Consider the following 23726-nt stretch of genomic DNA (forward strand, 5'->3'; position numbering starts at 1 on the left):
CAACAAACTCTTTAACATATTCAATGGCTTCAACGTAGCCACTCCCGCCGGAGGTGTCTCTGGTCGCGTAGATCATATCGTACTCATAGCTCTTTGTTCCACTGCGAACCTTTACTGGGACTTGGTGGCTCTTTGTGTCAAATAGACTCTCCATTTGGTCCATGTATTCCTGTTTATATTCTTCGCGCGAAGAGAGATTAAGGCTCCAAAGGTTGCGCCCAAAGAATTCCTTCATCTTCCCCTCATGAGCACCTTGATTATTTATATTCATTCCAACGGCCATTGCACCAGGATAATTGATGAGATAGTCCCCAGTTAGTTCACTTAGCTTTTCAAGGGCGTCCCAACAGAAGTCCATGGCTTGATTATCTGCGAAAGTTATCGTATGAAAACTGCTAGAGGGACCTCTCACCTCCCAGATATCGTCGTATATCTCATATATTACTTCATTAGAATTTCCTTGAAGAACGTCCCAGTCTCCCGGCTCCTGAATGTCTGAAGCAGGATCAGTAAAGATGTTCTTTAGCCTTTGCTCCAGCAGGTCACATTTTTCCTGATCGCTGTCAACAAAGTACATCTTGGTGAACGGCTCAGAGGCATGCTTGGCTGCAACAAGGGGAGATCCCAGAAAGCATTCGCCTTCTCCGTACTCAGATAAACCAGAGCCAGCAAGCGCATCAATATAGAAGAAGTCGTCAAAGTGCTTGGAAATGACTTTGGTATACATGTTGATGGTTGCTGAGTGGACAATCAATTTCAGTGCAGACCATGTATTGAAGCTATTGTCGACGCCTTCGACGTAAGTTGGTTCAATCTTATCAGCGCCTTCTGTGAGTCCTGCGACGCGATCAAGAATCCATTCGCGCTCTCCGTTCGGCATTACCTATCGCTAGCTATTTTTGCCGATAAATGTTGCGGGAGTTTCGAAGAGTCAGGGTCATTTACGGGTTGAAATGAAGAATATTACGTCCTCCAGGGTTGATTAGACTCTTTCCCCAATATCTTCCTTTTCAAGGGGTTCTTCCTTCAATTGTCCATGTTGGCAGGGAAGGAGAGAATCTGAAGTCGTACAATAGATATCTATCTATGTCGTCCATGGCTCGGACGGCGTGGATCAGCTGGCGGTCGTCGGCGCGTTCACTGTCCCGGGCGGCTCCTCGCGCGGCTGCGACGGCGGCCGACTGGAGACGGTCGTAGTACTCGTCCTCGTCGGCGGCGAAGCCCGCCTCGACCGCCTGTGCGGGCCAGTCGGCCGGTTCGTCCGCGCTCCCGTCGCGTATCGCGCGGGCTCCCCCGTCGACGTCGTCGGGGTCCAGCCCCGCGAACCACCCGTCTGTCATGCCACGACGTTGCGCCTCCCCGGCGAAAAAGGCACGCGATCCGTCCCGTGGAAACGTCGCTCGAACGGGGGCCTGAAACCTCGATCCGGATCACGAGACCGGACAGATCGGTGCCGAGAGGACCGGTATCGGGCGAATGATAGCACAGCTCCTGCTGAGTATATATAGACTCGCAACCAAGTATAGCCCGTTATGCCAAGCGCAAACGACCCCTTCGAGCAGATGGAAGCGATGTTCGAGCAGATGCGACGCTCGGTGATGGGGAACCGGGCCGTCGACGGTCACCCGATGCTCGGTGACGGAACACACGCTGGGTCTGCCCTCACGGCGGATGACGCTCGCGACGCGGGCGTCACAGTCGAGGAGCGCGACGGCGAGTACGTGGTCCTGGCCGACCTCCCCGGGTTCGAACGCGAAGAGATCGACCTGACCTTCGACGACGGCGTGCTGACCATCGACGGCACCCACGAGGTGGCGGGTGACCAGGAGTACCGCCAGCGGACGGTATCCGAATCGGTACGGATCCCGGGCGAGGTAGCGGTCGACGACGTCGGCGCCACCTACCGCAACGGCGTCCTCGAAGTGACGCTCCCCGTCGACGAACGCGCGAGCGACGCCGTCCGGATCGACGTCGAGTAGTCCTTCCGTCGAGGGGAGCGACAGGAAACTCCCGACAACTGAACGAACTCCGGAGACCGGGGCCTATATTTGCGTGCCATTCGTACGCAAGGGGTATGGGTACCGACGCATCGACCCGGGACTGGCGGGCGGCCGAGGCCGACTACGACGACCCAGTTATCGGGGAGGATACGCTTTCTGAGATGTTCGAGGCCACCGCCGACCGGAACGCGAACCGGGTGGCCCAGCGATACAAGGGTGGGGTGTACGACCGGTCGCTCGGCGGCGACGTCGTTCCGACGGCGCCGGACGGCCAGTACCGCGATATTTCCTACGACGAGATGCGCGGGATCGTCCGCCGTCTCGCGGCCGGCTTCCGTGAAATCGGCGTCGACTTCGACGACCGCATCGGCATCTACGCGAACACGCGCATGGAGTGGGCGCTGTCGGACTTCGGCCTGCTCGCCGCCGGTGGCGTCGTCACGACGGTGTATACCGAATCCTCGACGAAGCAGGTACAGTACCTGCTCGACGACCCAGACGCGACCGGCGTCGTCGTCGAGAACGGCGAACTGCTCGAACGCGTCCTCGCCGTCGAGGACGACCTGGACCTCGAGTTCTTCGTGGTGATGGACGCCTACGAGAGCGACCGCGACGACGTCTACTCGCTCGGGGAGGTGTACGAACTCGGTGACGAGGCGTTCGACGAGGACGAGTATCGCGGCTGGTTGGCGGCCCGCGACACCGAGGACCTCGCGAGCCTCATCTACACCTCGGGGACGACCGGTCAGCCCAAGGGAGTCAAACTCACCCACTGGAACTTCCGGGTGAACGTCAATCAGGTACACAAACGACTCGCCCCGCGGCCGGACAAAACTCCGGACTTGCCGGCGCTCACCCCCGGGACGAAGACGATTTCCTTCCTGCCGCTGGCCCACGTCTTCGAGCGGCTGGCGGGTCACTTCGTCATGTTCGCCGCAGGCGCGGCCGTCGGCTACGCCGAGCACCCCGACACGCTCGCGGACGACCTGAAACTGCTCGAACCGAACACCGGCGCCAGCGTCCCCCGCGTGTACGAACGTATCTTCGACACGATGCGCGAGCAGGCCAGCGAATCCGGCGTCAAGAAGCGCATCTTCGAGTGGGCGCTGGGCGTCGCTCGCGAGTGGCAGCGGACCGAGGATCCTGGTCCCGGGCTCAGGACCAAACACGCCCTCGCCGACCGCCTCGTCTACAGCACGGTCAAGGAGAACATCGGCGGCGAGATCGAGTTCATGGTCAGCGGCGGCGGGAGCCTCGCGAAGGAGCTCTGCGAGACGTTCAACGGGATGGGGATCACCATCGTCGAGGGGTACGGGTTGACCGAGACGGCCCCAGTCATCACGATAAACCCGCCGGAGGACATCCGACCGGGAACGCTCGGGGTCCCTGTCTACGGGATCGACGTGCGGCTGGACGAGTCCGTCGTCGACGCCACCGAGTTCGACGACGTCGAGGGCGCCGTCGGCGAACTCCAGGTCCGCGGCCCGAACGTCACCGATGGGTACTGGAACCGCCTGGGAGAGACGGAACGCGCGTTCACGGAGGACGTCCCCGCGAGCGAAGCGAGGGGGGAGTCGGAAACGGGGTCAGTTTCCGGAAGGTGGTTCCGGACGGGGGACATCGTCGAACAGACCGACGACGGCTTCCTGACCTACCACGACCGCATCAAGGAGATCATCGTCCTCTCGACGGGGAAGAACGTCGCGCCACAGCCGATCGAGGACGCGTTCTCGACGAACGACCGGGTCGACCAGATAATGGTCGTCGGCGACGAGCGGAAGTTCATCGGTGCCATCCTCGTCCCGAACTTCGAGGCGCTTCGCCACTGGGCCGACAGCGAGGGGGTCGACCTCCCGGCGGACGACGAGGCGCTCTGTGAGGACGACCGCGTGAGAGACTGGATAGGGGAGGCCGTCGACGAGGTCAACGAGGACCTCGAACGCGTCGAGCGCATCAAGGAGTTCGTGCTCGTCTCGCAGGAGTGGACCGCCGAGAACGACCTGCTGACCCCGTCGATGAAGAAGAAGCGCCGGAACATCCGGAACGCCTTCGAATCGAAGCTGGCCGAGATTTACGGGGGCGAAGACGAGGAGGAAGAGGAAGCGGTCGCCAGTTGAGGGCTGGGAACTGTGGGCCGGGAGCACCGAATTCTCACGTGCGGACGTCGACTGTCCGCGTCCGCGGCCCGTCGCACTCGACGAGCAGGACGGACTGCCAGGTACCCAGGTCGAGGTCGCCGTCCGACACCGGAATCGTCGCGTCCGGACCGATCAGCGCGGCCCGAAGGTGAGAATCGGCGTTCCCGTCTAGCTGGTCGTGAGCCCACCCTTCGTCGGCGACGCGGTCGGCCAGCCAGTCCTCGAAGTCGCCGATGAGTCGCGGTTCCGCCTCGTTGACCGTGACACCGGCCGTGGTGTGGCGGACGAACACCGTCGCGGTTCCGTCGGCGTCTGCCGGGAGTGCGTCGCGGACGTCGTCGGTGACGTCGACGACCGATAGCCGCCGGTCAGTGTCGACCGTGAACGTGGACATCGACGAAACTGTTCGACTGGGGCGCAGTAGAACGTCACGGTACCGACCGGCAGCGTTTCGACGGCATCGCTCACGACGGTGTGGAACGCGGAAACCCCGAGGGGGTCACGGGTTCGTGGGTAAGCAGGTGAGGAGAGAGCTCAGAACGCGCCGAGGCCGACGCTGAACGCCCAGCGTTCCACGGCGAGGACGGCCAGCGCGAGCGCGCCGCCCGCCAGCGCGACGTTCTTGAGGAAGTGCGTCATCTCGTCCTGTTGCTGGTCCTCGGGGACGGCCCAGAAGTCGTGGAAGAGCACGCCCGCGACGACGAGAAAAGCGGCGACGACGACGCCCCCCACCGTCGGGAAGATACCGAAGACGATGGCGAGGCCGCCCAGGATCAGTGCCAGCCCCGACCCGAGAACCGCCAGCTTCGGTGCTGGAAGCCCCTTGTGCTGGGCGTAGCCCGTCATCTGTTCGGTCTGCACGAAGTGATTGAGCCCGGTGAAGGCGATGACGCCGCCGAAGAGCACGCGCGCGACGAGGAGGACGAGTCCCTCGGTTCCCGTAAACGCCATCAGGCGCTCACCTCGGAGGCGGTATCGGCAATTGCAGTCGTTCGGCCCGGTACTACTGGTGTGGTTCGCACAGCAGGTATCATTGCGTTACCTGGTTCCTTCCGGAACTAATATATACGTTAGGCGATAGAAGTGATACTAGATTACGTCCATGTCATCGACGTTCGAGCAATCGGAGGAGACGGTCGAGGAGAAGAACGCCGGCGCCTGTCCGGTGATCGAGGCGGTCGACCAGATCGGCTCGCAGTGGCGCCTCATCGTCCTCCACGACCTGGCCGAGGGGGAAAAGCGGTTCAACGAACTCAAGCGCTCGACGGACGCGAGTTCCCGGACGCTCTCGCGCGTGCTGGACGACCTGGAGGACGCCGAACTCGTCAACCGCCGGGTCGAGGACCAGCCCATCGCCACTTACTACACCCTGACCGAGAAGGGCGAGGCGCTCTGTCCCGTCTTCAGCGACATCGAAGACTGGGCCGACGACTGGCTCTGAGGTCGCTCGCCGACCGCGGGCGGTATCGGAGGCCGTGAGAGCCAGAGAATTATCCCCGTCGCGTCCCTACGGTGACACATGCCCACGGAGATTCCCGGAATCCACCACGTCACCGCCGTCGGCAGCGACCCTGGCCGGAACCTCGCGTTCTACACCGAGACGCTGGGACTCCGCCTCGTCAAGCGAAGCATCAACCAGGACGACGTCTCCGTCTACCACCTGTTCTACGCCGACCACGACGGCACGCCCGGGACGAGCATGACCTTCTTCCCCTACCCGGGGGCTCGCAGCGGCCGCGTCGGCACCGGACAGGTCAGCACGACGGCGTTCACGATTCCGACCGACGCCGTCGACTACTGGACCGAACGGCTGTCCGCGGAGGGGGCCGACGTCGACGAACCTCGCGAGCGGTTCGGCGACACCGTCGTTCCGTTCCGCGACCCCGACGGACTCCCGCTAGAGCTGGTCGCGACGGCCGACGCGCCGCCCGCGAACCAGCCGGACGGACCAGTCCCCGAGGAACACGCGATTCGGGGCTTCTTCGGCGTGACGCTCTCGCTCCAGAGCGCCGGGCCGACCGTCGACCTCCTCCGAACGATGGGGTACGAGGAGACAGCGGGCGAAAGCGAGCACGACCGCCGCCGGTTCGAGGCCAGCGCCGATCTCGGCGCGGTCGTCGATGTCCTGGAGCAACCGCAGGCGCCCCGCGGCCAGCCGGGCGCCGGGACCGTCCACCACGTCGCGTTCCGGGTCGAAGACGACGAGCAGGAGGCCTGGCGCGAGGTGTTTCAGGACCAGGGACTTCGGCCAACCGAGATAATCGACCGCAAGTGGTTCAGGTCGGTGTACGTCCGCGAACACGGCGGCGTCCTCTTCGAGTTCGCCACGAAGTCGCCGGGCTACACCGTCGACGAAGACGTCGCAGAACTGGGGAAGCGACTCGTCCTGCCCGAGTGGCTCGAAGACCGGCGCGGGGAAATCAAGGCCGGGCTCCCAGACCTCTCCTGACCTGCGATTCTGGAGGGCGTAGTTTGCGTCAGCGGGGCGGGCGACGCGGTGGCGCAGCCGCGCGGTCGCTGGCCGCGACGCGAAGCGAGTACGCGATGGTCACGAGTCCGACGAACTGGAGGACCCGGACCGCGAGCCGGAACACGTTCTGGTACCGGACGGGGACGACGCGGAACGTGATGAGGCCCTGGCCGGCGAGGGCCACGACGTACGTCACGCCGAAGAGGAGGATCATCCCGACCGAGAGGTACCGCATCGACCGGTCCTCGTTCCGCCGGAGCCCGCGATAAGCGTGAACACCGATGTAGAGGCCGACGATGGCCGACCCCGTGGCAGCGACGCCGGCCGCGAGTCCAACGGTGCTGAAGAACGCGATCATCTCAGAAGTTCCCCCACAATCGCGAGAGCTCGTCGGCGACGTCCCCGCCGGCCCGCTCGACGGTCCAGTCGAGGTCTCCGTCGCGGATGGTCAGTTCGAACCGGTCGAGCGCCGAGGCGTACACCGTCTCGTGGTGCCCGTCGCGTCGGGGCCTCGTCCGCTCTTCCAGCAGGTCGAGGTCGCGCAGTTCGTCGACCCGCCGGTAGATGGACGACACCGAGAGGTCACAGTGGTCACCCAGTTCCTTCGCCGACAGCGGTTCCGCGCTCGTCGCGACGAGGATGGACCGGACGTGCTCGTCGTCGAGCAGCGCGACGACGTCGGCCAGGTCGTGTTCCCCGTTCACAGCTTCGTCTGTCATACGTGGGGGATATAGCTTGCTCTCGACCGGCGGGGTCCGCGAGCGGTCCGGACTGGGACAGCGAGATCCGAGGGCCGCGCTCATTCGTCCGCCTCCAGCCGGTAGTAGAACAACGTCCGCGACCCGATGCCTTCAGGACCGTACTCGATCTGCACGCCGTCCGCGTCGGGACTGTCGCTCAGGTCGACCGTCGTTTCGTCGCCCGGTCCCACGCGGTCTCCGCTTGACCACAGCGGGAGCTTCTCGATCTCGCCGTAGTCGTCGGGCGAGTCGACGTCGTACCACAGCAGGTCCGCGTCGACCGCCTCGCCGGCCTCGTGTCGGATCGTGACGGTCCGCGCGTCGGCGTCGAACGACGCGCCCCAGGTGACCTGTGGCAGGTCCCGAATCGGATCGCGGTCCCTGTCCGGTGCCAGCGGGACGCGCGCCTCGACCGTGGCGAGGCGGCCGTCCACCCCGACCTCGGGCGCGTTCGTTTCGGACGAGAGTTGGTGCGGCTGGTCCTCGAGGAGCCGCCTGAGCCGCTCCGCGGAGACGGCCTGCCCCTCGGGATACCGTTCCAGGAGTATCTGGTAGCCCGCGTCGCGGATCCTGAAAGCGTCCGCTCCCAGGGTCGCGTACTCGGTGGCGAGTCCCGGATGGCCGCCGCCGACGTAGAGCAGTCGGCTCGCGCCGACGGCCTCGGTGACCGCAGCGAAGTCGTCGTCGGCCTCGTGGTACCGCTCGACGGTACCGCGCCCAGCGTCGATGGTCGCTTCCAGGCTCGCGACGCGGTGGTGTTCGGCGCTCGTCCAGACGAACACGCCGTCGCGGACCGCCAGGCGCCGGGGGACGTCAGAGCGAGCGTACAGGTCGTAATCGCGGTACGTGCCGTCCGGTTCGTAGGCAGTGTCTGCGAGCGTCGCCGCGACCTCGTCGGCGGCGAACTCGGCCTCGACGACCGTCGCGAGGTTCGTGGTGACGAGCCGATCGTAGTTCTCGTACCCGATCCCGAAGTAGTCCTGTTCGGCCCGGTGGTGACCCCTGCGGGCCACGAACAGTTCGGGAGCGGTGCCGTCGAACGGTCCTGGTTCGGCGTACGTGAGGAGCCAGTCGTCGTCCGTCTCGACGACGGACTGGGCAGGGAGCCATCGCCGATAGTCGGGTCGGCCCGCTTCCGGGACGTCCACGCGCCCGTACGATGCTCTGCTACCGAGCGGCGGGAGCGCAGTACATCCCGCCGTACTCGCCGTCAGTCCGGTCGATACGGCCGCCGCGCCGGCCCGGAGGAGGGATCGACGCGTCGGCATGGAGGGCTCGTCTGGTGGCGTCATCTTCGCACGTGAACGGCTGACCGCCATCCCCTTCATAACAGCACGTCGACCGCGGGGTCGCGCATACCGGCGAAGGGTTTAAGTAAGCGGTAATCACCAGGCAGGTGTTCTGTGCGCAGCCGATGAGTGGCTCCGGCGGTCGGCTCGGACCGCCAGTCGGTGAAGCGGAGCGACACGGGCGCGCGGCGTCCAGAGAAGGGGGCGGGCAAGTAGGGGACCGAACGTTCAGGCCAGCCACTCCTCGGGCTTGGTGTCGTAGTCGACGTCGTCGGCCGCGAGGTGTTCGACCTCGGACCAGTCGACTTCCTGGACCGTGACCTCCTCGCCGTCGTAGCGCAGGCGCTTGCCGACGTCCTCGGGTTCGGGCTCGCGGTCACGCCGCCGGGCGACCTCGACGTCGTGCTCGTCGAACACCTTGTCGATAGTCAGCAGGTTCACCGGCCGGCCCCACAGCTGGAACACTCGCTCGAGCGTGTCCTTCGCCTGGTCCATGTCGAGGACGACGCCGTTGAACTGGTGAGTCAGGAGTAGCTCGTTGCGGTTCTCGTAGTTCCCGTCCGCCACAGTGATGGTGGGCTTGCCGAAGTTGGTGAACTGGAGCATCAGCTTCTTCTTGACGTCGCGGTAGTCCGTCGAGGTCACCCGGTAGTCGCCGGTGGACTGGGTGTACTCGTAGGTGAAGTAGTCGTTCTCGTCGACGAACTCCTGGCTGAGGAACTCGTCGAGGAAGGTGACGTCGTTGTGGCTCTCCCGGATTTCGCGCATGCGGTCCCAGCCGCGGGCGAAGTCCACGTCCGCCAGCGCCTCCGCGACGCTCTCGTACCGGGAGTCGTCGAACATGTACCGCGAGACCCGTTCGAGGTCCTCCTGCCCGATGCGGGAGACGAACCCGCGGTACTGGGGCTTGACCAGTGAGTAGTGGCGCTCGGCGAGGCCCTCGTAGGTGAGGACCTTCCAGGGGTACCGCTCGACGTCGAACTCGCCACTCTTCGCGGCGTCCAGCATCTCCGCGTCGACGTGGGGGTCGTCGGCAGGTATCTCCTCTAGCGACCCCGGGATATTCCGGAGCCAGGGTTCGGGCGCGAGGTGGTCCTGGACCTCGCGGAAGTCGACGACGTCCTGGAAATTGCGCCAGGTGATCCCCTCGACGCGGAGGAGTCGCTCGGCGACCTCCCGGCGGTTCTCGCTGTTCTCGATGTACTCCCAGAGCTCCTTGCCGAGCTTGTAGGGGTTGAGGCCGGCCGACCCCAGCACCTTGGACTGGTGGTCGGCGTAGAGGACGAACTCGTCGTCGCCGGCGAACCCTTCCTCGCCCATCATCATCGATTCCCAGTATGCAGCCCACCCCTCATTCATTATTTTTGTCATTTTCTGCGGGGCGAAGTAGTAGGCCTCGCGCCGCAGGATTTCGAGCACGTCGACCTGCCAGTCCTCCATCTCGACGGCCTTCTCGCCGTCCTCGTCGTACTGCATCCCGTGGGTCCTGAGGAACGCCAGCACGTCCTTCTCCGGTTCGGCGGGGAAGGTGATCGCCTCGTCGTCGGGCGACTGGGCGTCGAGCCACTCCTGGCTGAACACCTGTTTTTTGACCTCGTCTGAGACGTTCAGGTCCTCCAGCTGGTCGGCGACGTCCTCGAAGTCCTCGTCTATCTCTGGGACGTCGGGGTCGCCGACGGGGGCGTAGGGCTGGTGCTGGTCGACGTTGTCCTCCAGGCAGAGGACGTGGTCGATCCACTTCTCGACCTCGGCCCTGTCGATCTCCGGGTCCTGCATGTACTCCCGGATGGTGTCGCCGTGGCGGGCGAGCATCGCCGAGGCGTCTGGAGTCCTCGTGCGGCTGTCGCCGCCCTCGCTTTCGTCGTCGCGTCGCGACGACCTGCCCGCAAACATCCCGAACCACTCGTTGTTCGAGAAGAAGTCCGCGTGGGCCTCAACGTGGGTGATGACCGCCTTCTGATCGGCCAGTTCGTTCGACTCCTGCAGGAACGCGTGGGCCGGGTTGTCGTTGTTGACGATTTCGAACGCCTTCCCGCCGAGGAACTGGCCCTGTTTCTGCTGGCGGTCGTACTGCATCCCCCAGCGCCAGTGCGGGTATCGCTGCTGGAACCCGCCGTAGGCGATGAGTTCGTTCATCTCGGCGTAGTCGACGATCCAGTAGTTCACCGGGTACGGCTCCAGGCCGAGGCGCTCGGCCAGGTTGGCAGCCTCCTCGACCGGTTCCTCCAGTTGCTCGGCCGCGCGCTGGGCGCGGATACGGTCCTTTCTGCTCATGCGTCTTCCTCCTCCGTGCTCAGTATCTCGTAGATGGCGTCGACGACGTCCTCCGGCGAGGAGACGTAGGCGACGGCGACGTCGCCCGCGTCCCGGAAGTGACGCCCGACCTCCTCCGCGTGGGTCGCGTTGATCGCGTTCCCGCTGGGCTGTGTCTCCACGTATGCGTGGAGGTTCGCCGGAATCCGCTCCATCAGCGGAATGACGTGCTCCTCGGTGTCGTTCGAGGAGTTCTCGGAGTCACCGGCGGCGAACACGTAACGGTTCCACTCGCTCCAGGGGTACTCCTCTTCGAGGCGCTCCATGGCGACTTCGTAGGCGCTGGAGATGCGCGTTCCACCACCGGAGCGGATGCCGAAGAACTCCTCGCGGTCGACCTCCCAGGCGTCGGCGTCGTGGGCGATGTAGACGAACTCGGCGTTGTCGTACTTGCCCTGGAGGTACCAGTCCAGCGGCGTGAACGTCCGCTCGACGAGTTCGCGCTTCTTCTGGCGCATGCTCCCCGAGACGTCGCGGATGTTGACCACGACGACGTTGCGCTCCTTCTCCTCGATTATCTCGGGGTAGCGGTAGCGCTCGTCCTCGCGGCGGAAGGGGATCTGGTCGACCCCTTCCCGGCGGATGCGCGCCGCCGTGTCGGTTCGCTCGACGTTCGCCTCCATCTCCTCGATGGAGTCCCAGGTCGCCTTCTCGGCGTCGTCTATCTCCTCGTACGTCTCCTCCAGCCAGGCCTTCGAGACCGGGACGTGCTGGTCGCGCGCCCAGTCGAAGACGGTGGCCGGTCCCCAGCCGTCGACCTTGAGCGCCTCGCGGACGAACTCGCGGTCGAAGTCCATCGCCAGCTTGCGCTTCAGCCCTTCCTTGAACAGGTGCTCGAAGTCGAGCGTGCTGGAGGGACCAGTCCTGGTGATGTCCGTGAAGTCGCCCTCCGACTCCTCGACGACTTTCTTCCCCTTCGGGTCGAGGTCGAGGCCGAGTTGCTCGTCGAGTTCCTGGGCGAACTCCTCCGGGTCCATCTCGTAGTACTCGTGCTCGCCGCCCTCCTCGCCTGGCTGCCCGTCCTCGTCGCCGTCGCCGGGCTGTGGCTGGGGCTGGCCGACGGGGTCGCCCTCCTCGGCGCCCTCGCCCTGGCCGACACCGCCCATGTCGCGCTGGTCGTAGGCGAACTCGGGCAGGTCGACGATCTTGATGGGGATCCGCACCTCGTCCTGGCGGCTCTGACCCAGGTCGCCGTACTGGATGAACTCCGCCAGGTCCTGGCGGCGCTCCTCGCCGACTGCGCGGTACCGTTCGAGGTCCTCTCTCAGTCCCATTTGTAGCTCACCTGGCTCATGACGTAGCGGCTCGTCAGTTCGGCCGACGCCTCGCTGTAGCCGAACAGTTCCTGCATGTTCCGAACGGTCTTCGCCTTGAGGTCGGCCGTCTCGGTCCCGCTCGGCGGGTTGTCCCACTGGCGCGGGTCGAAGTCCTCGTAGGTCCGCTTGACGGCGGTCCAGTCGTGGCTCTCGAGGACGGTCTCGATGACCGGAATCTCCTTGGGGTTGACGTCCTCGACGCGGAACTCGTCGTCGCGGGACTGCCAGGCGTGGCGGTTGAGCGCGGTGATGATCTTTTCCGTCCGGAAGTGCCGGACCGCCTCGTCGGGCGCGTTGCCCTCGTAGTTCCGGTCGTCGAACCGGCCGAGGTGCTCGATCTCGAAGACCTTCATCTTCAGCGGGTCCGGCTCCTCGTACTCGCCGCGGTCGTTCTCGATCTGTTCGCCCGCCTCCCAGGCGTAGACGTGCTCGATGTACTCCTCGACGGTGGCCTGGTCGACGCGCTTGTCGCGCATGACCGCGTCGAGCACGTCCCGCTCCTGCTCGGTGAAGACGTGGTTCTTCACGGGGACGACGCGCTCCTCGAACTCGCTGGCCTCCGTCGGCGAGAACACCGGCGCGCCGCCGAGGTTCTCCGCCATCGTGTTCAGCACGTCACGGGGCATGATCACGTTCTCGACGTCCAGGTCGGCGTGGTGGCGGTCCTGCTGGTCGTGGAGCAGGTCCGCGATGACGTCCCGCGTGAAGGTGACCGGGATGCCGTGCTCGCCGTCGTTGGCGTTCGTGTCGAGTTCGTAGTCGTCGACGTCGATGCGCTCGTCGCCCTCCTGGAGGTAGCCCCGGTCGAAGAGGAGAGCCTTGTCGACCAGGTCCAGCCCGGCGGGTATCTCACCGGCGTCCAGCCGGGAGGCGACGGCGTACAGCGCGGCGGCCTCGATGGCGTGGGGCGCCAGTTCCTTGCCGGTGACCTCGTTGGAGCTATCGCGGACCTGGACGGTCAGTGGCTCCTGGATCCACTCCTCCAGTTCCTCCCAGGAGTCGGCCTGCCACACCGACGTCTCGTTCGTGAGTTCGCGGCGCAGCAACTCGGCCTCCAGCGAGAGGTTGGTGAGGTAGCTGAACTCGTGTTTGTCCAGCCGACGTTTGAGCGCCTTCAGCGGGTCCTGGCCCTCGCGTTCGGCGTGCTGGTTGAGCTGTGCCTCCAGGTCGGGGTTCGAGATGATGACCAGCTGCGTGTCGATGTCCATCCCGATGCCCTTGTCCAGTTTGACGTGGCCCTCGTCGGGGACGTTCAGCAGTTTCTGGAGCAGGTCCGCGTGCTGGGCCGCGTCCTCGACGATCGTGAGCAGGCCGTTGCCCTGGGAGAGGACGCCGTCGTAGGAGAACGCCTGCGGGTTCTTCCGGCCGCGTGAATCGAGTTCGCGAAGCATGCCGTGCATCCACGACCCGACGAGGCGTTCCTTGGGCGAGCCCTCGTCCTCCGAGTGAAGCACGCCGATGCCGTCGCCGACGTCGACGACGTAGTTTTTCACCCGGAGGTGCCGGGGATCGGTGACCGCCGAGAACAGGTCATCGGCGCCGTCTCTCCTGTACAGCTCCTCCAGGAAGTCGTACGCTTCGCGGCTGAACGGGTCGAGTTTCCCCTCGACGCGGACGGGGACGTGGTCGTCGAGCCGGTCGTTGAGATCCGCGACGAGTTCGGTCCGGACGTCGTCCGGGAACACCGACAGCGGGTGGGCCTGGACCGGGCTCTCGTACCAGTCGTCCTCGTCCTCGACCGGGCTGTCCCCGTAGGTGATGCCCGCGTTGTTCTCGCCGGCGCCGGCGACGTTCCACTCGACAGTGTACCGTCGCCCTGCGTCCGTCTTCGAGTACTCTCGCAGGCCGTTGATGAGACAGCGCTTCAGTTCGGACTTTCCGGTCGCCGTCGGCCCTTCGAGCCAGATTATCTTCTCGTCCTTGCCCCGGCCCGCCGCTATCGAGCGGAGGTCGTCCACGAAGTCGTTGAGCACCTCCGTGTTGCCGAGGATGGCGTGTTCGCCGTCGTTGTGCGGGTCGTCGAAGAACTGGTAGCGCTCCTTCTCCTCGCCCTCCTCGATGACGGTCCTGGTGCCGGCCTCCTCGATGGCCTCCAGGAGGTACTTCGAGGCGTGGGCGGCCAGCCCGGGTGCCTCCAGGATCGCATCGACGTACTCCGAGAGGGTCATCGGCTCCTCGTACGTCGCGTCGAGCGCCGCGTCGGCGCGACCGATGAAGTCCTCAGCCGTCATGGTGGTCAGTCCTCCATCTCGCTCTTGGCGACCTCGGCGCCGGCGAACTCGAGCACCTCCTTTGCCCCTTCCTCGGAGTAACCCTGTTCGACGAGCGCGTCGATCCACTGGTTGCGCTCGTCGTCGTCCATCTCGCCGCTGGAGACCAGCGCCGAGAAGTTGATGTTGTGTTTCTTGTCCTCCCAGAGTTTGCGTTCGAGGGCGCGACGCAGGCGGTCGTTGTCCTGCGGGTTGAACGTGTCGCCCTCGCGGGCACGACGGGAGACCCAGTTGGACACTTCCTGGCGGAAGTCGTCCTTGCGGTCCTCCGGCAGGTCGAGTTTCTCCTCGACCGAGCGGAGGAACTGCTCGTCGGGTTCCTGTTCGCGGCCCGTGATCTCGTCCTCGACGGTGTCGTCGTCGATGTAGGCCATCACGTGGTCCATGTACTTCTCGCCCTGGCGCTGGATCTCGTCGACGTCGTAGGCCAGCGCGTGGCGGACGTCCTCGATGGCCCGCTCCTTGTACTCCTCGCGGACGAGTTCGAGGTAGCGGTAGTACTGATCGAACTTGTCCGCGGGGATGGAGCCGTGGTTCTCCAGGTTGTCCTCGAAGTGGTTGAACGTCGTCAGCGGGGAGAGGAACTGCCGGTCCCGGTGCATGGAGTCCATGATCGCCTCGGCTATCTCGTCGCCGATGAACCGCGGGGAGACGCCCTCCATCCCCTCGCCGATCTCCGCCTTGTTCTCGGCCTCGTCGCGGAGTTTCTTCACGTCGACGTCGTCGGCCTCGCCGATCTCGCCGTTGTAGGCCTTGACCTTCTGGAGCATGTCGACCGTCTCGGTGTCGGGTTCCTCGACGCGGGTGAGGACGCCGAACAGGCCGGCCATCTCCAGCGTGTGGGGTTCGACCTGGATGTCCGGCAGGTCGGCGTTGCGAAGCATCTTCCGGTAGATCTGGGCCTCGTCCTCGTAGCTGAGGACGTACGGGAAGTCGATGCGCTTGGTCCGGTCGTTGAACGCCTCCATCTTCTCGTCGCCCTTCTTGTCCCGGTACTCGGGCATGTTCGTCCGCCCGACGATGACCTGGTCGATGTCGATCCGGGGGTTCGCCTTGGGCTTGATCGTCTGCTCCTGGGTCGCGTGGAGGAAGTCGTAGAGGAACTCCCGCTGGAGTTTCAGTAGCTCCTCGCCGGAGAAGATGCCGCGGTTGGCGTTACAGAACGCGCCCGAGTAGTCGAACGCCCGCGGGTCGCTCTCGCCGTAGACGGCGATCTTCGAGTAGTTGACGTCGCCGGTGAGTTCGGTCTCGTCCTGGTTCTTCTTGTCCTTGGGTTCGAACGTCTCGATCCCGCGGCGCTGGTTCTCGTCGGCGATGAACCGGACGATCTCGACGTGGTTGGAAAGCACCTGCTGGAGGTCGTCGTCGTAGTACGCCAGCAGTCGGTCCATGTAGAACTCGCTGGCCGGGTCCAGCGCCTGCTCGTTGCGGATGGTGTAGGGCGCGTCCAGGTCCTCGTTGATGTCCGCGATCACCCGGTCGCGCTGGTCCTGGGGCAGGAGCACGATGGGGTCCTGGTTCATCGGCGACCGGACGACGTCGTCCGCGGGGTCCTGGTCGCCGACGACGTCACAGAGGTTCGTCCAGCGGAAGGTGTACATCCGGCCCTCCTCGCGCGTGGTGTAGTCCTCGAAGTACCGCCGCACCTGGCGGTCGAAGTCGGACTTGCCCGACCCGACCGGGCCGAGCAGTAACTTGATGCGCTTTTGCGGACCGAGCCCGCGTGCGCCGGATTTGACCTTGTTGACGAACTCGTGTATCGCCTCGTGGACGACGGGGCCGTAGAAGGTGTTCTCCCCGTCGTTGAGGGGGTCCTCCGAGGCCAGCTCGTACTCGACGACGCCGGCGTCTTCGTCGTACTCGGTGCCGTAGTAGTCGAACATGTCGGCAACGCGCTGGTGGGCGTTGCGGGCGATTCGCGGGTCTTCGTACAGCTGGTCGAGGTACCAGTCGAACGAATGGGTGGCTCGCAGGTCCGACGGGATGGCGTCCTGGTACTCTCGGCTCAGCTCTTCGAGTGTCTCTTTCGTGTCTGTCATGCTATCACGGACAGTTCGCGTCGGTAGCTGGCTCGCGTGCCAGACGCGGTCGACGTGGAATCGCTGCCGCGCGTCTCGGGAACAGTACGGTGTGGCCAACATCGAACGCTCCGTCCGTACCTGCCGACAACCGCCTCGGGGCCCGGCCGCCCGGGCCGACTGCGCTCGATTCGTGCCATGCTATCACTTGTCAATCCAGAACGCGGGGACGATGCTCCGGATCTGTTTCGATACGCCGTTCGGAACTGTTTCCGATACTATTTATTGTAGAAGGACTGTGCCAGTATAACCCTTTCCCCAGATAGCGTATATAACGATCATCGTTCCGTGCCGGTACGAGTGGAAACTACAGGGTAGAACGCGTCCGTGTGTATCACCCACACGCGAAATAATCTCGTATTAAAACGTTCCGACACGCCAGCCACTGCCGGAACGGTGGACTCTTTCGCACACCCGTCCAAGCGCTGCCCATGAGCTTCGACTCGCTCGACGATGACTGGGTCGTCTGGAGCGACGAAGGCGAGAAGGCCGTCCTCGCCTTCCGTCCGGACGTCTTCGACGGCGACGAGTTTCCCGCGCCCTGTCTCCCGACGATCTACCTCACTCGCGGCCAGCGTGACCGCCGACCCGGCAGTCGGCGCGTCGGGGCCGACTGGTACGTCACGCTCGCGCTCGAACCGGAGATTACCCGCGAGGCAGACGCCTACGAGGACCGCGAGGGAGCCGTGGCGGGCGCCGTCGCCCTCGCCGAGGCGTTCGCGGCGGGCGAAATCGACTACCGCGACCTCTACCAGGTCCCCCGCCCCGACTACTTCGACCGGCTCGACGAACTGACGGGCCGGCAGGGCTGATAGTGGTGGTTGTAACTTTGTACCGGCGAACGCCGGTACGGGCTTACAACCACCACTATGACACTCCGCTCGCACGCGCCAGGCCATACGCTTACTTTCGTCGCCACACTAGCCTCCGCTATGACCACGGTTACGCTGGTCGGGTCCCGCCTCGCCGAAGTGGACCAGGAGTTCGTCTACCAGGGAGAAGCCAGCGGGTGCGAAGGGTGCCCTTACCGGACCCAGTGCCTGAATCTCACGGAGGGCGTCCGGTATCGCGTCACCGACGTCCGTGAGGACGGCCAGACGCTGGACTGCGCCGTCCACGACGCTGGCGTCAACGCCGTCGAAGTCGAGCCCGCGCGCGTCAGGGCGAACGTGGCTTCGAAGGGCGCCTACGCCGGCAGCAAGGCGACGCTCCTTGGACCCTGCCCGTACACCGGCTGTCCGAGTCACGAGTACTGTGAACCCGCGGGCGCCGACTTCGACGAGGAGCATCGAATCGACGAGGTGATCGGTGACCCACCCCACGACTACTGCGCGCTGGACCGCGACCTGACGCTCGTTGAGTTCGCACCGTCGGAAGACGGGTGAGCGAGGCCTGGTTCCCGACGACTGCAGACTGCTACCTGGGTGCCCTCGACCTGTAGGGATCCGAATCAAGTGGCCTCTCCCACTAGTGCTGACACCGGTAATCGGACGGGAATCTATGGGAAGGCACGACGACTCACCGGCCGACGAGCTGAGGAACAGCCGTTCGAACGCGACGACGTACACCCGAGACCCCGACGAATCGCCCTCCGAGAGCGTCGTCAGGACCGTCGCCGCCGTCACCGGGACCGAACCGACGCGCATGGACCCGCTCTACGAATCGATCGACCCGGACGCGCTGGACACCGTCGTCGAATCGACCGCCACCGCTGCGGGGACGCAGTCCAACTCCCGGTCCAGTGTTCGGTTCCGATACCAGGGCAGGACAGTCACGATCCACGCGGACGGGCGAACGGTCGTCTCACCTGCGGCCGCCGACTAGTCCGCACGACCGGATCCGCGGCCGAACAGGACGGTGAGCAGTTTGCGCTCCGCCGCGTGGATGTGTTCGGAGAACGTGGCCGAAGAGATACCCAGGTCCGCCGCGATCTCGCTGCCCGTTCGCTCGCGGGGCCAGTCGTAGTACCCCGCCTCGTAGGCGGCCTCGATCACCTCGCGTTGCCTGTCGGTGAGGTCGTTCTCGAGGATCGCCCGGAACGCCGATTCGGCGAACATCGGCTCGACGCCCTCTTTCTCCCGCTTGGAGGCCAGTTCGGCGTCGTCGTACTCGTCGAGAAACGTCGCCACGACCGCCGAGGCCTCGTACCCCGTCGGGATGTCCGCCACGATGCGACCCGTTCCCCCGACCCCCTCGACTGTCCGCGGGAGGGCACCGAGTTCGGCCAGCGAGTAGGCCGGACAGTCGCCGGAGACGGTGAACTCGAACAGGCCACCGCGCTCGTATTCGGCGAGGAGCGTGGCGTCCAGGGTCTCGTGGGCGGACGCGAGCGAGACGATCCCGTCGGGATCGGTCCCCGTCACGTCGAAGAACTCCGCGTACTGCCCCCCGGGGCGGGGGAGCATCTTCGCGAGTTTCGTCGTACACTCCCGGTCGGCAGACACGCCGACGAAGGGGTACGTTTCGCTCTGGACGCGGAATTCGACCTCCACGACGGACTCCGTCTCGCTCCTGCCGGCCACTTCGGACATGTAGGATCTCCTGTCAATTCCCCGCTCTAGTGTAAGTGCCTTTACCAATATTGCGCCCCAGATCGGCCGAAATTCGACAGGCCAGTCCGATTATCCAATCCCCTTGTCTATGAATTCAACATCCCGATTCGAACGGCTGGGAGAGAAGCGGGGTCGGCACCCAAGAATCAGCGGTCCTCGGCCGAGAGCGTCCCCACCCGCTCGGCCCGGTAGCCGAAGACGTCCTCGTAGCCGTCCGATGAGAGCAACACGGGGTGGAACGGTTCCTCCGCGACGACGTTCTCCTCGCCGACGGCGGCGAACACCTCGCCGGCGGTCACCTCCTCGAAGTTCGAGACGTAGACGTCGTAGGTGTCGGCGGCGCGCTTCGGGATCGGTCCCCGGAGGCGAAAGACGGGGAGGTCCGCCTGTCGCGAGCCGTCCTGGTCCGGGAGCGCGCCGGTGGCGGCCAGGAACTCGCGGGTCACCTGCACGGCGTTCTCCGCGGCCTGTGCCGAGCCCTGGTAGCCACACTCCACCTCGATGGCCTCGGGTATGACCGAGTAGATACGGCCCTCGTTCGCGCCGGTCGTCTCGACGACGGCGTCGATAGAGAGGCGCGGGCAGATCGACCGTGCCGTCGGCCCGATCTCGTCGACGAGCGCGAACATGCCGTCGTAGGACTGTGTGGAGTGCAGTCCCAGGACGGTGCAGCCACGGAGTTCCTCGGCGACGGCGGCCGCGAGACGTCCCTCGTGGGTCGGCGCGTTCGGATCGCCGGGAAACGCCCGGTTGAGGTCCTCCTCCACGTACCGCTCGTTCCGGTCGCGGGCCAGTTCGTTGGCGACGACGAACTTCACCGGTCGCTGCACGGCCGGCCGTTCGTCCAGCAGCGTCCTGACCGCGTGCTCGCCACAGGGCTCGTCGCCGTGGATGGCGCCCACGACGGCTATCTCTGGATCACCAGTGCCGAGCTGCTCGACGTACACGTACGAGGCCTCGGACGCTATCCATTAGAGTGGTACGCTTCGATCCGGACCCGGAATCACCGGTCCCGGACCGGCGTGTCATGGTGATGGTTGTACCTTTTTGTCGGCGTTCGGCCGGACGCCGGGACGGGCGTACAACCACCACTATCAGGCATCCATCGCCGGCAGCGTGAACGAGAACGTCGCCCCGTCCCCGGGCGCTGCGTCGACCCAGATCACTCCCCCGTGCCGTTCGACGATCCGTTGACAGAGGGCGAGTCCGATCCCGGTCCCGGCGTGTTCCTCGTGGGTGTGCAGGCGCTGGAACACCTCGAAGATCCGGTCCGCGTCGTCGGGGTCGATACCGACGCCCTGGTCCCGGACGGAGACGACCCAGTCCGAGCCGTCGCGTTCCGCCGAGACCTCGATTCGCGGCGGTTCGTCCCCACTGTACTCGATAGCGTTACTCAGGAGGTTCTGGAACACCTGACGTAACTGGCTCGGGTCGCCCATCACCCGGGGGAGCGACGTCGTCTCGACGTTCGCGTCGCTCTCCTCGATCCGGACCTGCAGGTCGTCGTAGACGACGTCGAGGACGTCGTTCAGGGCCACCGGCTCGAAGGGGTCGCCCTGTGTCTCCACCCGTGAGTACTGGAGCAACCCGTCGATCATGTCGCGCATGCGGTCGGCGCCGTCGACGGCGTACTCGAGGAACTCCTCGCCGTCGGCGTCGAGTTCGTCCCCGTACCGGGTCTCGATGAGCTGGAGGTAACTCGAGACCATCCGCAGCGGTTCCTGGAGGTCGTGCGACGCGGCGTAGGCGAACTGTTCGAGGCGCTCGTTGGACTCCTGGAGGTCGGCGACCAGGTCCTCGAGTTCGCTCTGGTACCGGTCCCGTTCGATCGCCTCGGCGAGGACGTTGGCGACGCTCTGGACGAATTTCACGTCTTCTCGGGAGAACTGCTGGTGCCCGGTGTCGTGGGTGCCGAGTATCCCCCACGGCTCGTCGACCGACCCGATCGTCGTGCTGATGCCGCTCCTGACGCCGTGGTCGGTGAGGAGGTCCGGGCCGGAGAACCGCGTCTCCGCAGGGAGGTCCTCGACGACCACTGGCCCCTCGGAGAGGAGGGTGTAGCCCGCCTGTGAGTCGTCGTCCGCGGCGACGGTGGCCTCACCGACGATTCCCTCGTCCCAGCCGACGCCCTGGCGAACCAGCAACTCCTGCCGGTCGGCGTCCAGGTCGAGCACCTTGGCGTACGCGTTGTCGAGGACGGTGGCGACCTGTCTCGTGGCCTCGTTCATGAGTTCGTCGAGGTGGTCGGCTTCGAGCGCGAACTGGCCGAGATCCGCCACCACGTGTTGCTGGCGAGCGCGGCGTTCGAGTTCGCGCTCGCGCTCCTTGCGCTCGGTGACGTCACGGAAGTAGACGGAGATGCCGGTCTCGGAGGGGTAGAGGTTCGCCTCGACCCAGAAGTCGAACGCCTCGACGTACGTCTCGTAACTGGTGGCCGCCTGTGACTCCATCGCCGTCCGGAAGGCGTCGCGGACCGCGTCCGTGTCCGTCGCCGAAGGGAACACGTCCCACAGGTGCGTCCCGAGCAGTTCGTCCTCGGACTGCTGGAGGAGTACCTCGGCCTGCTCGTTCACGTGCGTGAACCGAAGGTCGTCGTCGACTGCGTAGAACGCGTCAGAGATACGGCCGAGCACCTGCTGGAGTTCGCTCTCCAGTTCGCGCTCGCGTCTGCGCCGATCGGTCATGTCGCGGGTGACCTTCACGAATCCCCGATGGGTCCCGTCGTCGTCGTAGACGGCCGTTATCGTCACGTTCGCCCAGAACTCGCTCCCGTCCTTTCGCACCCGCCACCCCTCGTCCTCGACCGACCCCGATTCGGTCGCCTGCTGGAGGTTCCGTTCGGGAACGCCAGCGTCCCTGTCGGCCTCGGTGTAGAACGTCGAGAAGTGCTCGCCCAGGATATCTTCGGGCTCGTACCCCTTGATCGCTTTCGCACCCTCGTTCCAGCTGACGACGCGTCCGTCCGGATCCATGCGGAAGAGGGCGTACTCCTCGACGGCGTCGACGAGCGAGTGGAACCGGGCTTCCGTCTCCTGTAACTCGTCCGCCGAGCGCTTTCGCTCCGTGACGTCGTAGTAGAGTTCGATCCGACCACCGGCGTACTGGCCCGACTCGATCGGCCTGCTGTAGTGTTCGAGCCACCGCTCTTGCCGGTCCTCACCGGGCGTGACGTGGCACCCGAACTGTTCGACGTCGCTGTTGTCGTCGTACGTCGCCAGCAGGCGCTCGGCGAACCGGTCGGAATCCTCGACCCGGTCGGCCACCTGATCGGTCACGACCGCCCGCTTGTCCCGGCCGACGAGGTCGTCGCTGTCCAGGCCGAAGTACGTCCCGACGGTCTCGTCGGCCCACGCAACCCGAAACGTCTCGTCGAGGACGAAGACGCCGATGTTCGCCTCGTCGAGGACGTCCGCCATCGGTCCGGCGGACCTCCGGTCGGACGCCACGGGCTCGGCTTCCAGCCCACGTTCGCCCTCGCGCAGGTCGCGAGCGACGCCGATAGTCCCCCGGAACTCGCCGTCTTCGACCACGAGGCTGATCCGGAGTTCGAGCGGCACCGTCCCCCCGTCGGCGGTCCGGGCAGTGACTTCGAACGACGCGACGTCTCGAGTGTCGGCGGCCAGCAGAGTCGCGATCTCCCGCTGAATGCGCTCGACGTCGTCGTCGAGGAGGACGACCGAGACGTGCTCGCCGAGCAGGGCCTCGCGGGAGTATCCAGTCGTCTCGATGACCACGTCGTCGACCGCGACGAAGCGCCCCTCGGCGTCGAGTTGATAGACGCCCTCGTCCATGGTGTCGAGGAGCGTCCGGTACCGCGCGAGCGCGACGTCGTCGTCACCGTCGTCGACATCCCCCCAGAACGCCGCGTCGGCGGCCCCCGGTCGTGAACTCATGTCTCAGTAAAACGTATCGACTCAGTTAAACCGCTCGTCGGTGACTGACGGCGGCCGTCAGGATTCGAGGACCGCGCTCGCGTCCGGTCGCCAAACGCACCGCGCGACGATCCGGGACCCCGTCGTCGATCGAGAACGCCGTCGTCAGTCGAGCGCGTTCGCGTACCGGTAGTCGGCCCGGTCGGCGGCCGGATACGCCCCGTCGACCGCGATTCGCCAGCCGTCGAGGACGTCGGGGTCGTTCAGCGCGTTCGTCAGCGTGGTCCGGACGTCTAGCAGGTCCACGCCGTAGTAGTCCCTGGGCACCCCCTGGAAGTACTGGAGTGCCGTCCGGAACAGCGAGCGCATCCCGTCGTCGTCGTGGAAGTCGTAGTGCTTGTACGCCCCCGCCGCGACCTGGACCATCCCGTGGAGGAACTTGCTCTCCGTCGACCCGCGTCCGTAGTTGTACCATTCGTCCTCGAAACAGTCGTGTGATTCGTGGTACGCGCCGTCGTTGTACAGCGCGACCCCGTGGACGACGGCACGGCGGAGCGTCGCGTGCTCCCACCGCCCGTCCTCGCGCCACCCGGTCGGAGCCCCCTCCGGCGGGTCGACGCTCGGGTCGCGCGTGTGGTCGTCCATGGTGAGACCGTGGCTCTGGAGGCGTGTAACTCCGTCGGGAATC

The 23726-nt window shown here is 65.3% G+C and carries 21 protein-coding genes and 1 pseudogene; 7 read left to right on the plus strand and 15 right to left on the minus strand.

Going from position 1 to position 23726, the window contains the following annotated elements:
* Nucleotides 1-880: three-Cys-motif partner protein TcmP (tcmP, locus tag AC5FRV_RS15930; RefSeq protein ID WP_493562080.1), on the minus strand; the 880-nt coding region annotated here is incomplete at its 3' end.
* A gap of 199 nt (nt 881-1079) precedes the next feature.
* Nucleotides 1080-1340: pseudogene (locus AC5FRV_RS15935) on the minus strand (NOP5/NOP56 family protein); the annotation flags it as partial.
* 192 nt (nt 1341-1532) lie between these two features.
* Here AC5FRV_RS15935 and AC5FRV_RS15940 point away from each other — a divergent pair.
* Entirely contained in the window at nt 1533-1979 is a 447-nt protein-coding gene (locus AC5FRV_RS15940) for an Hsp20/alpha crystallin family protein (protein ID WP_493562081.1), read from the plus strand.
* Nucleotides 1980-2074: 95 nt separating this feature from the next.
* Nucleotides 2075-4117, plus strand: a complete 2043-nt coding sequence (locus tag AC5FRV_RS15945) for an AMP-dependent synthetase/ligase (protein ID WP_493562082.1) — start codon at nt 2075-2077, stop codon at nt 4115-4117.
* A gap of 34 nt (nt 4118-4151) precedes the next feature.
* On the opposite strand, the gene AC5FRV_RS15950 is transcribed toward AC5FRV_RS15945, so the two are convergent.
* Together AC5FRV_RS15950 and AC5FRV_RS15955 are read right to left on the minus strand one after the other, a co-directional pair.
* Complete coding sequence (locus tag AC5FRV_RS15950) at nt 4152-4532, minus strand: secondary thiamine-phosphate synthase enzyme YjbQ (protein ID WP_493562083.1); 381 nt, start codon at nt 4530-4532, stop codon at nt 4152-4154.
* A gap of 140 nt (nt 4533-4672) precedes the next feature.
* The gene (locus tag AC5FRV_RS15955) at nt 4673-5089 is read right to left on the minus strand and encodes a DoxX family protein (protein WP_493562084.1); all 417 of its coding nucleotides are present in this window, start codon (nt 5087-5089) and stop codon (nt 4673-4675) included.
* A gap of 151 nt (nt 5090-5240) precedes the next feature.
* On the opposite strand from AC5FRV_RS15955, the gene AC5FRV_RS15960 reads away from it, so the two are divergent.
* Nucleotides 5241-5579 (plus strand): winged helix-turn-helix transcriptional regulator, encoded by a 339-nt coding sequence (locus AC5FRV_RS15960; RefSeq protein WP_493562085.1) that lies wholly within the window; start codon nt 5241-5243, stop codon nt 5577-5579.
* Between the two features lie 78 nt (nt 5580-5657).
* Entirely contained in the window at nt 5658-6587 is a 930-nt protein-coding gene (locus tag AC5FRV_RS15965; protein WP_493562086.1) for a ring-cleaving dioxygenase, read from the plus strand.
* Nucleotides 6588-6615: 28 nt separating this feature from the next.
* On the opposite strand, the gene AC5FRV_RS15970 is transcribed toward AC5FRV_RS15965, so the two are convergent.
* The 7 genes from AC5FRV_RS15970 to AC5FRV_RS16000 all read right to left on the minus strand — a co-directional run bounded on the left by AC5FRV_RS15970 (nt 6616) and on the right by AC5FRV_RS16000 (nt 16575).
* Nucleotides 6616-6966 carry a DUF7521 family protein gene (locus tag AC5FRV_RS15970; RefSeq protein ID WP_493562087.1) on the minus strand — a complete coding sequence of 117 codons (351 nt, stop codon included), beginning with the start codon at nt 6964-6966 and terminating at the stop codon, nt 6616-6618.
* 1 nt (nt 6967) lies between these two features.
* Nucleotides 6968-7327: a helix-turn-helix domain-containing protein gene (locus AC5FRV_RS15975; protein ID WP_493562088.1), complete on the minus strand. Its 360-nt coding sequence runs from the start codon at nt 7325-7327 to the stop codon at nt 6968-6970.
* An 80-nt stretch (nt 7328-7407) separates the two neighbouring features.
* Complete coding sequence (locus AC5FRV_RS15980; RefSeq protein WP_493562089.1) at nt 7408-8640, minus strand: hypothetical protein; 1233 nt, start codon at nt 8638-8640, stop codon at nt 7408-7410.
* Between the two features lie 225 nt (nt 8641-8865).
* A complete protein-coding gene (locus AC5FRV_RS15985) occupies nt 8866-10911 on the minus strand; it encodes a SpoVR family protein (protein ID WP_493562090.1) in 2046 nt (681 codons plus the stop codon).
* On the minus strand, nt 10908-12224 hold the full coding sequence (locus AC5FRV_RS15990) for a YeaH/YhbH family protein (RefSeq protein ID WP_493562091.1): 1317 nt from the start codon (nt 12222-12224) through the stop codon (nt 10908-10910). Before AC5FRV_RS15990 ends, AC5FRV_RS15985 begins: the two co-directional genes overlap by 4 nt.
* Nucleotides 12215-14497, minus strand: a complete 2283-nt coding sequence (locus AC5FRV_RS15995) for a PrkA family serine protein kinase (RefSeq protein WP_493562092.1) — start codon at nt 14495-14497, stop codon at nt 12215-12217. The genes AC5FRV_RS15990 and AC5FRV_RS15995 overlap by 10 nt, the downstream gene beginning before the upstream one ends.
* A 5-nt stretch (nt 14498-14502) precedes the next feature.
* Entirely contained in the window at nt 14503-16575 is a 2073-nt protein-coding gene (locus AC5FRV_RS16000) for a PrkA family serine protein kinase (RefSeq protein WP_493562093.1), read from the minus strand.
* A gap of 470 nt (nt 16576-17045) precedes the next feature.
* Between AC5FRV_RS16000 and AC5FRV_RS16005 the strand changes: the two genes are divergently transcribed.
* The 3 genes from AC5FRV_RS16005 to ddfA all read left to right on the plus strand — a co-directional run bounded on the left by AC5FRV_RS16005 (nt 17046) and on the right by ddfA (nt 18438).
* Entirely contained in the window at nt 17046-17426 is a 381-nt protein-coding gene (locus tag AC5FRV_RS16005; RefSeq protein WP_493562094.1) for a DUF5820 family protein, read from the plus strand.
* A gap of 120 nt (nt 17427-17546) precedes the next feature.
* Nucleotides 17547-17999, plus strand: coding sequence for a UPF0179 family protein (locus AC5FRV_RS16010; RefSeq protein ID WP_493562095.1), 453 nt, complete (start codon nt 17547-17549; stop codon nt 17997-17999).
* A gap of 115 nt (nt 18000-18114) precedes the next feature.
* Nucleotides 18115-18438, plus strand: coding sequence for a DdfA family disk-determining factor (gene ddfA, locus AC5FRV_RS16015; protein WP_493562096.1), 324 nt, complete (start codon nt 18115-18117; stop codon nt 18436-18438).
* On the opposite strand, the gene AC5FRV_RS16020 is transcribed toward ddfA, so the two are convergent.
* From AC5FRV_RS16020 to AC5FRV_RS16035, 4 genes are all read right to left on the minus strand, one after another.
* Complete coding sequence (locus tag AC5FRV_RS16020) at nt 18435-19145, minus strand: helix-turn-helix domain-containing protein (RefSeq protein ID WP_493562097.1); 711 nt, start codon at nt 19143-19145, stop codon at nt 18435-18437. The genes ddfA and AC5FRV_RS16020 overlap by 4 nt on opposite strands.
* 167 nt (nt 19146-19312) lie before the next feature.
* Complete coding sequence (locus AC5FRV_RS16025) at nt 19313-20113, minus strand: M14 family metallopeptidase (RefSeq protein ID WP_493562098.1); 801 nt, start codon at nt 20111-20113, stop codon at nt 19313-19315.
* A 147-nt stretch (nt 20114-20260) separates the two neighbouring features.
* Nucleotides 20261-23059, minus strand: a complete 2799-nt coding sequence (locus AC5FRV_RS16030) for a PAS domain-containing sensor histidine kinase (RefSeq protein WP_493562099.1) — start codon at nt 23057-23059, stop codon at nt 20261-20263.
* A gap of 144 nt (nt 23060-23203) precedes the next feature.
* Nucleotides 23204-23683 (minus strand): DUF309 domain-containing protein, encoded by a 480-nt coding sequence (locus tag AC5FRV_RS16035; RefSeq protein WP_493562100.1) that lies wholly within the window; start codon nt 23681-23683, stop codon nt 23204-23206.
* Nucleotides 23684-23726: the final 43 nt, after the last annotated feature.

The organism is Halomicrobium sp. HArcel3 (genome assembly GCF_058933135.1).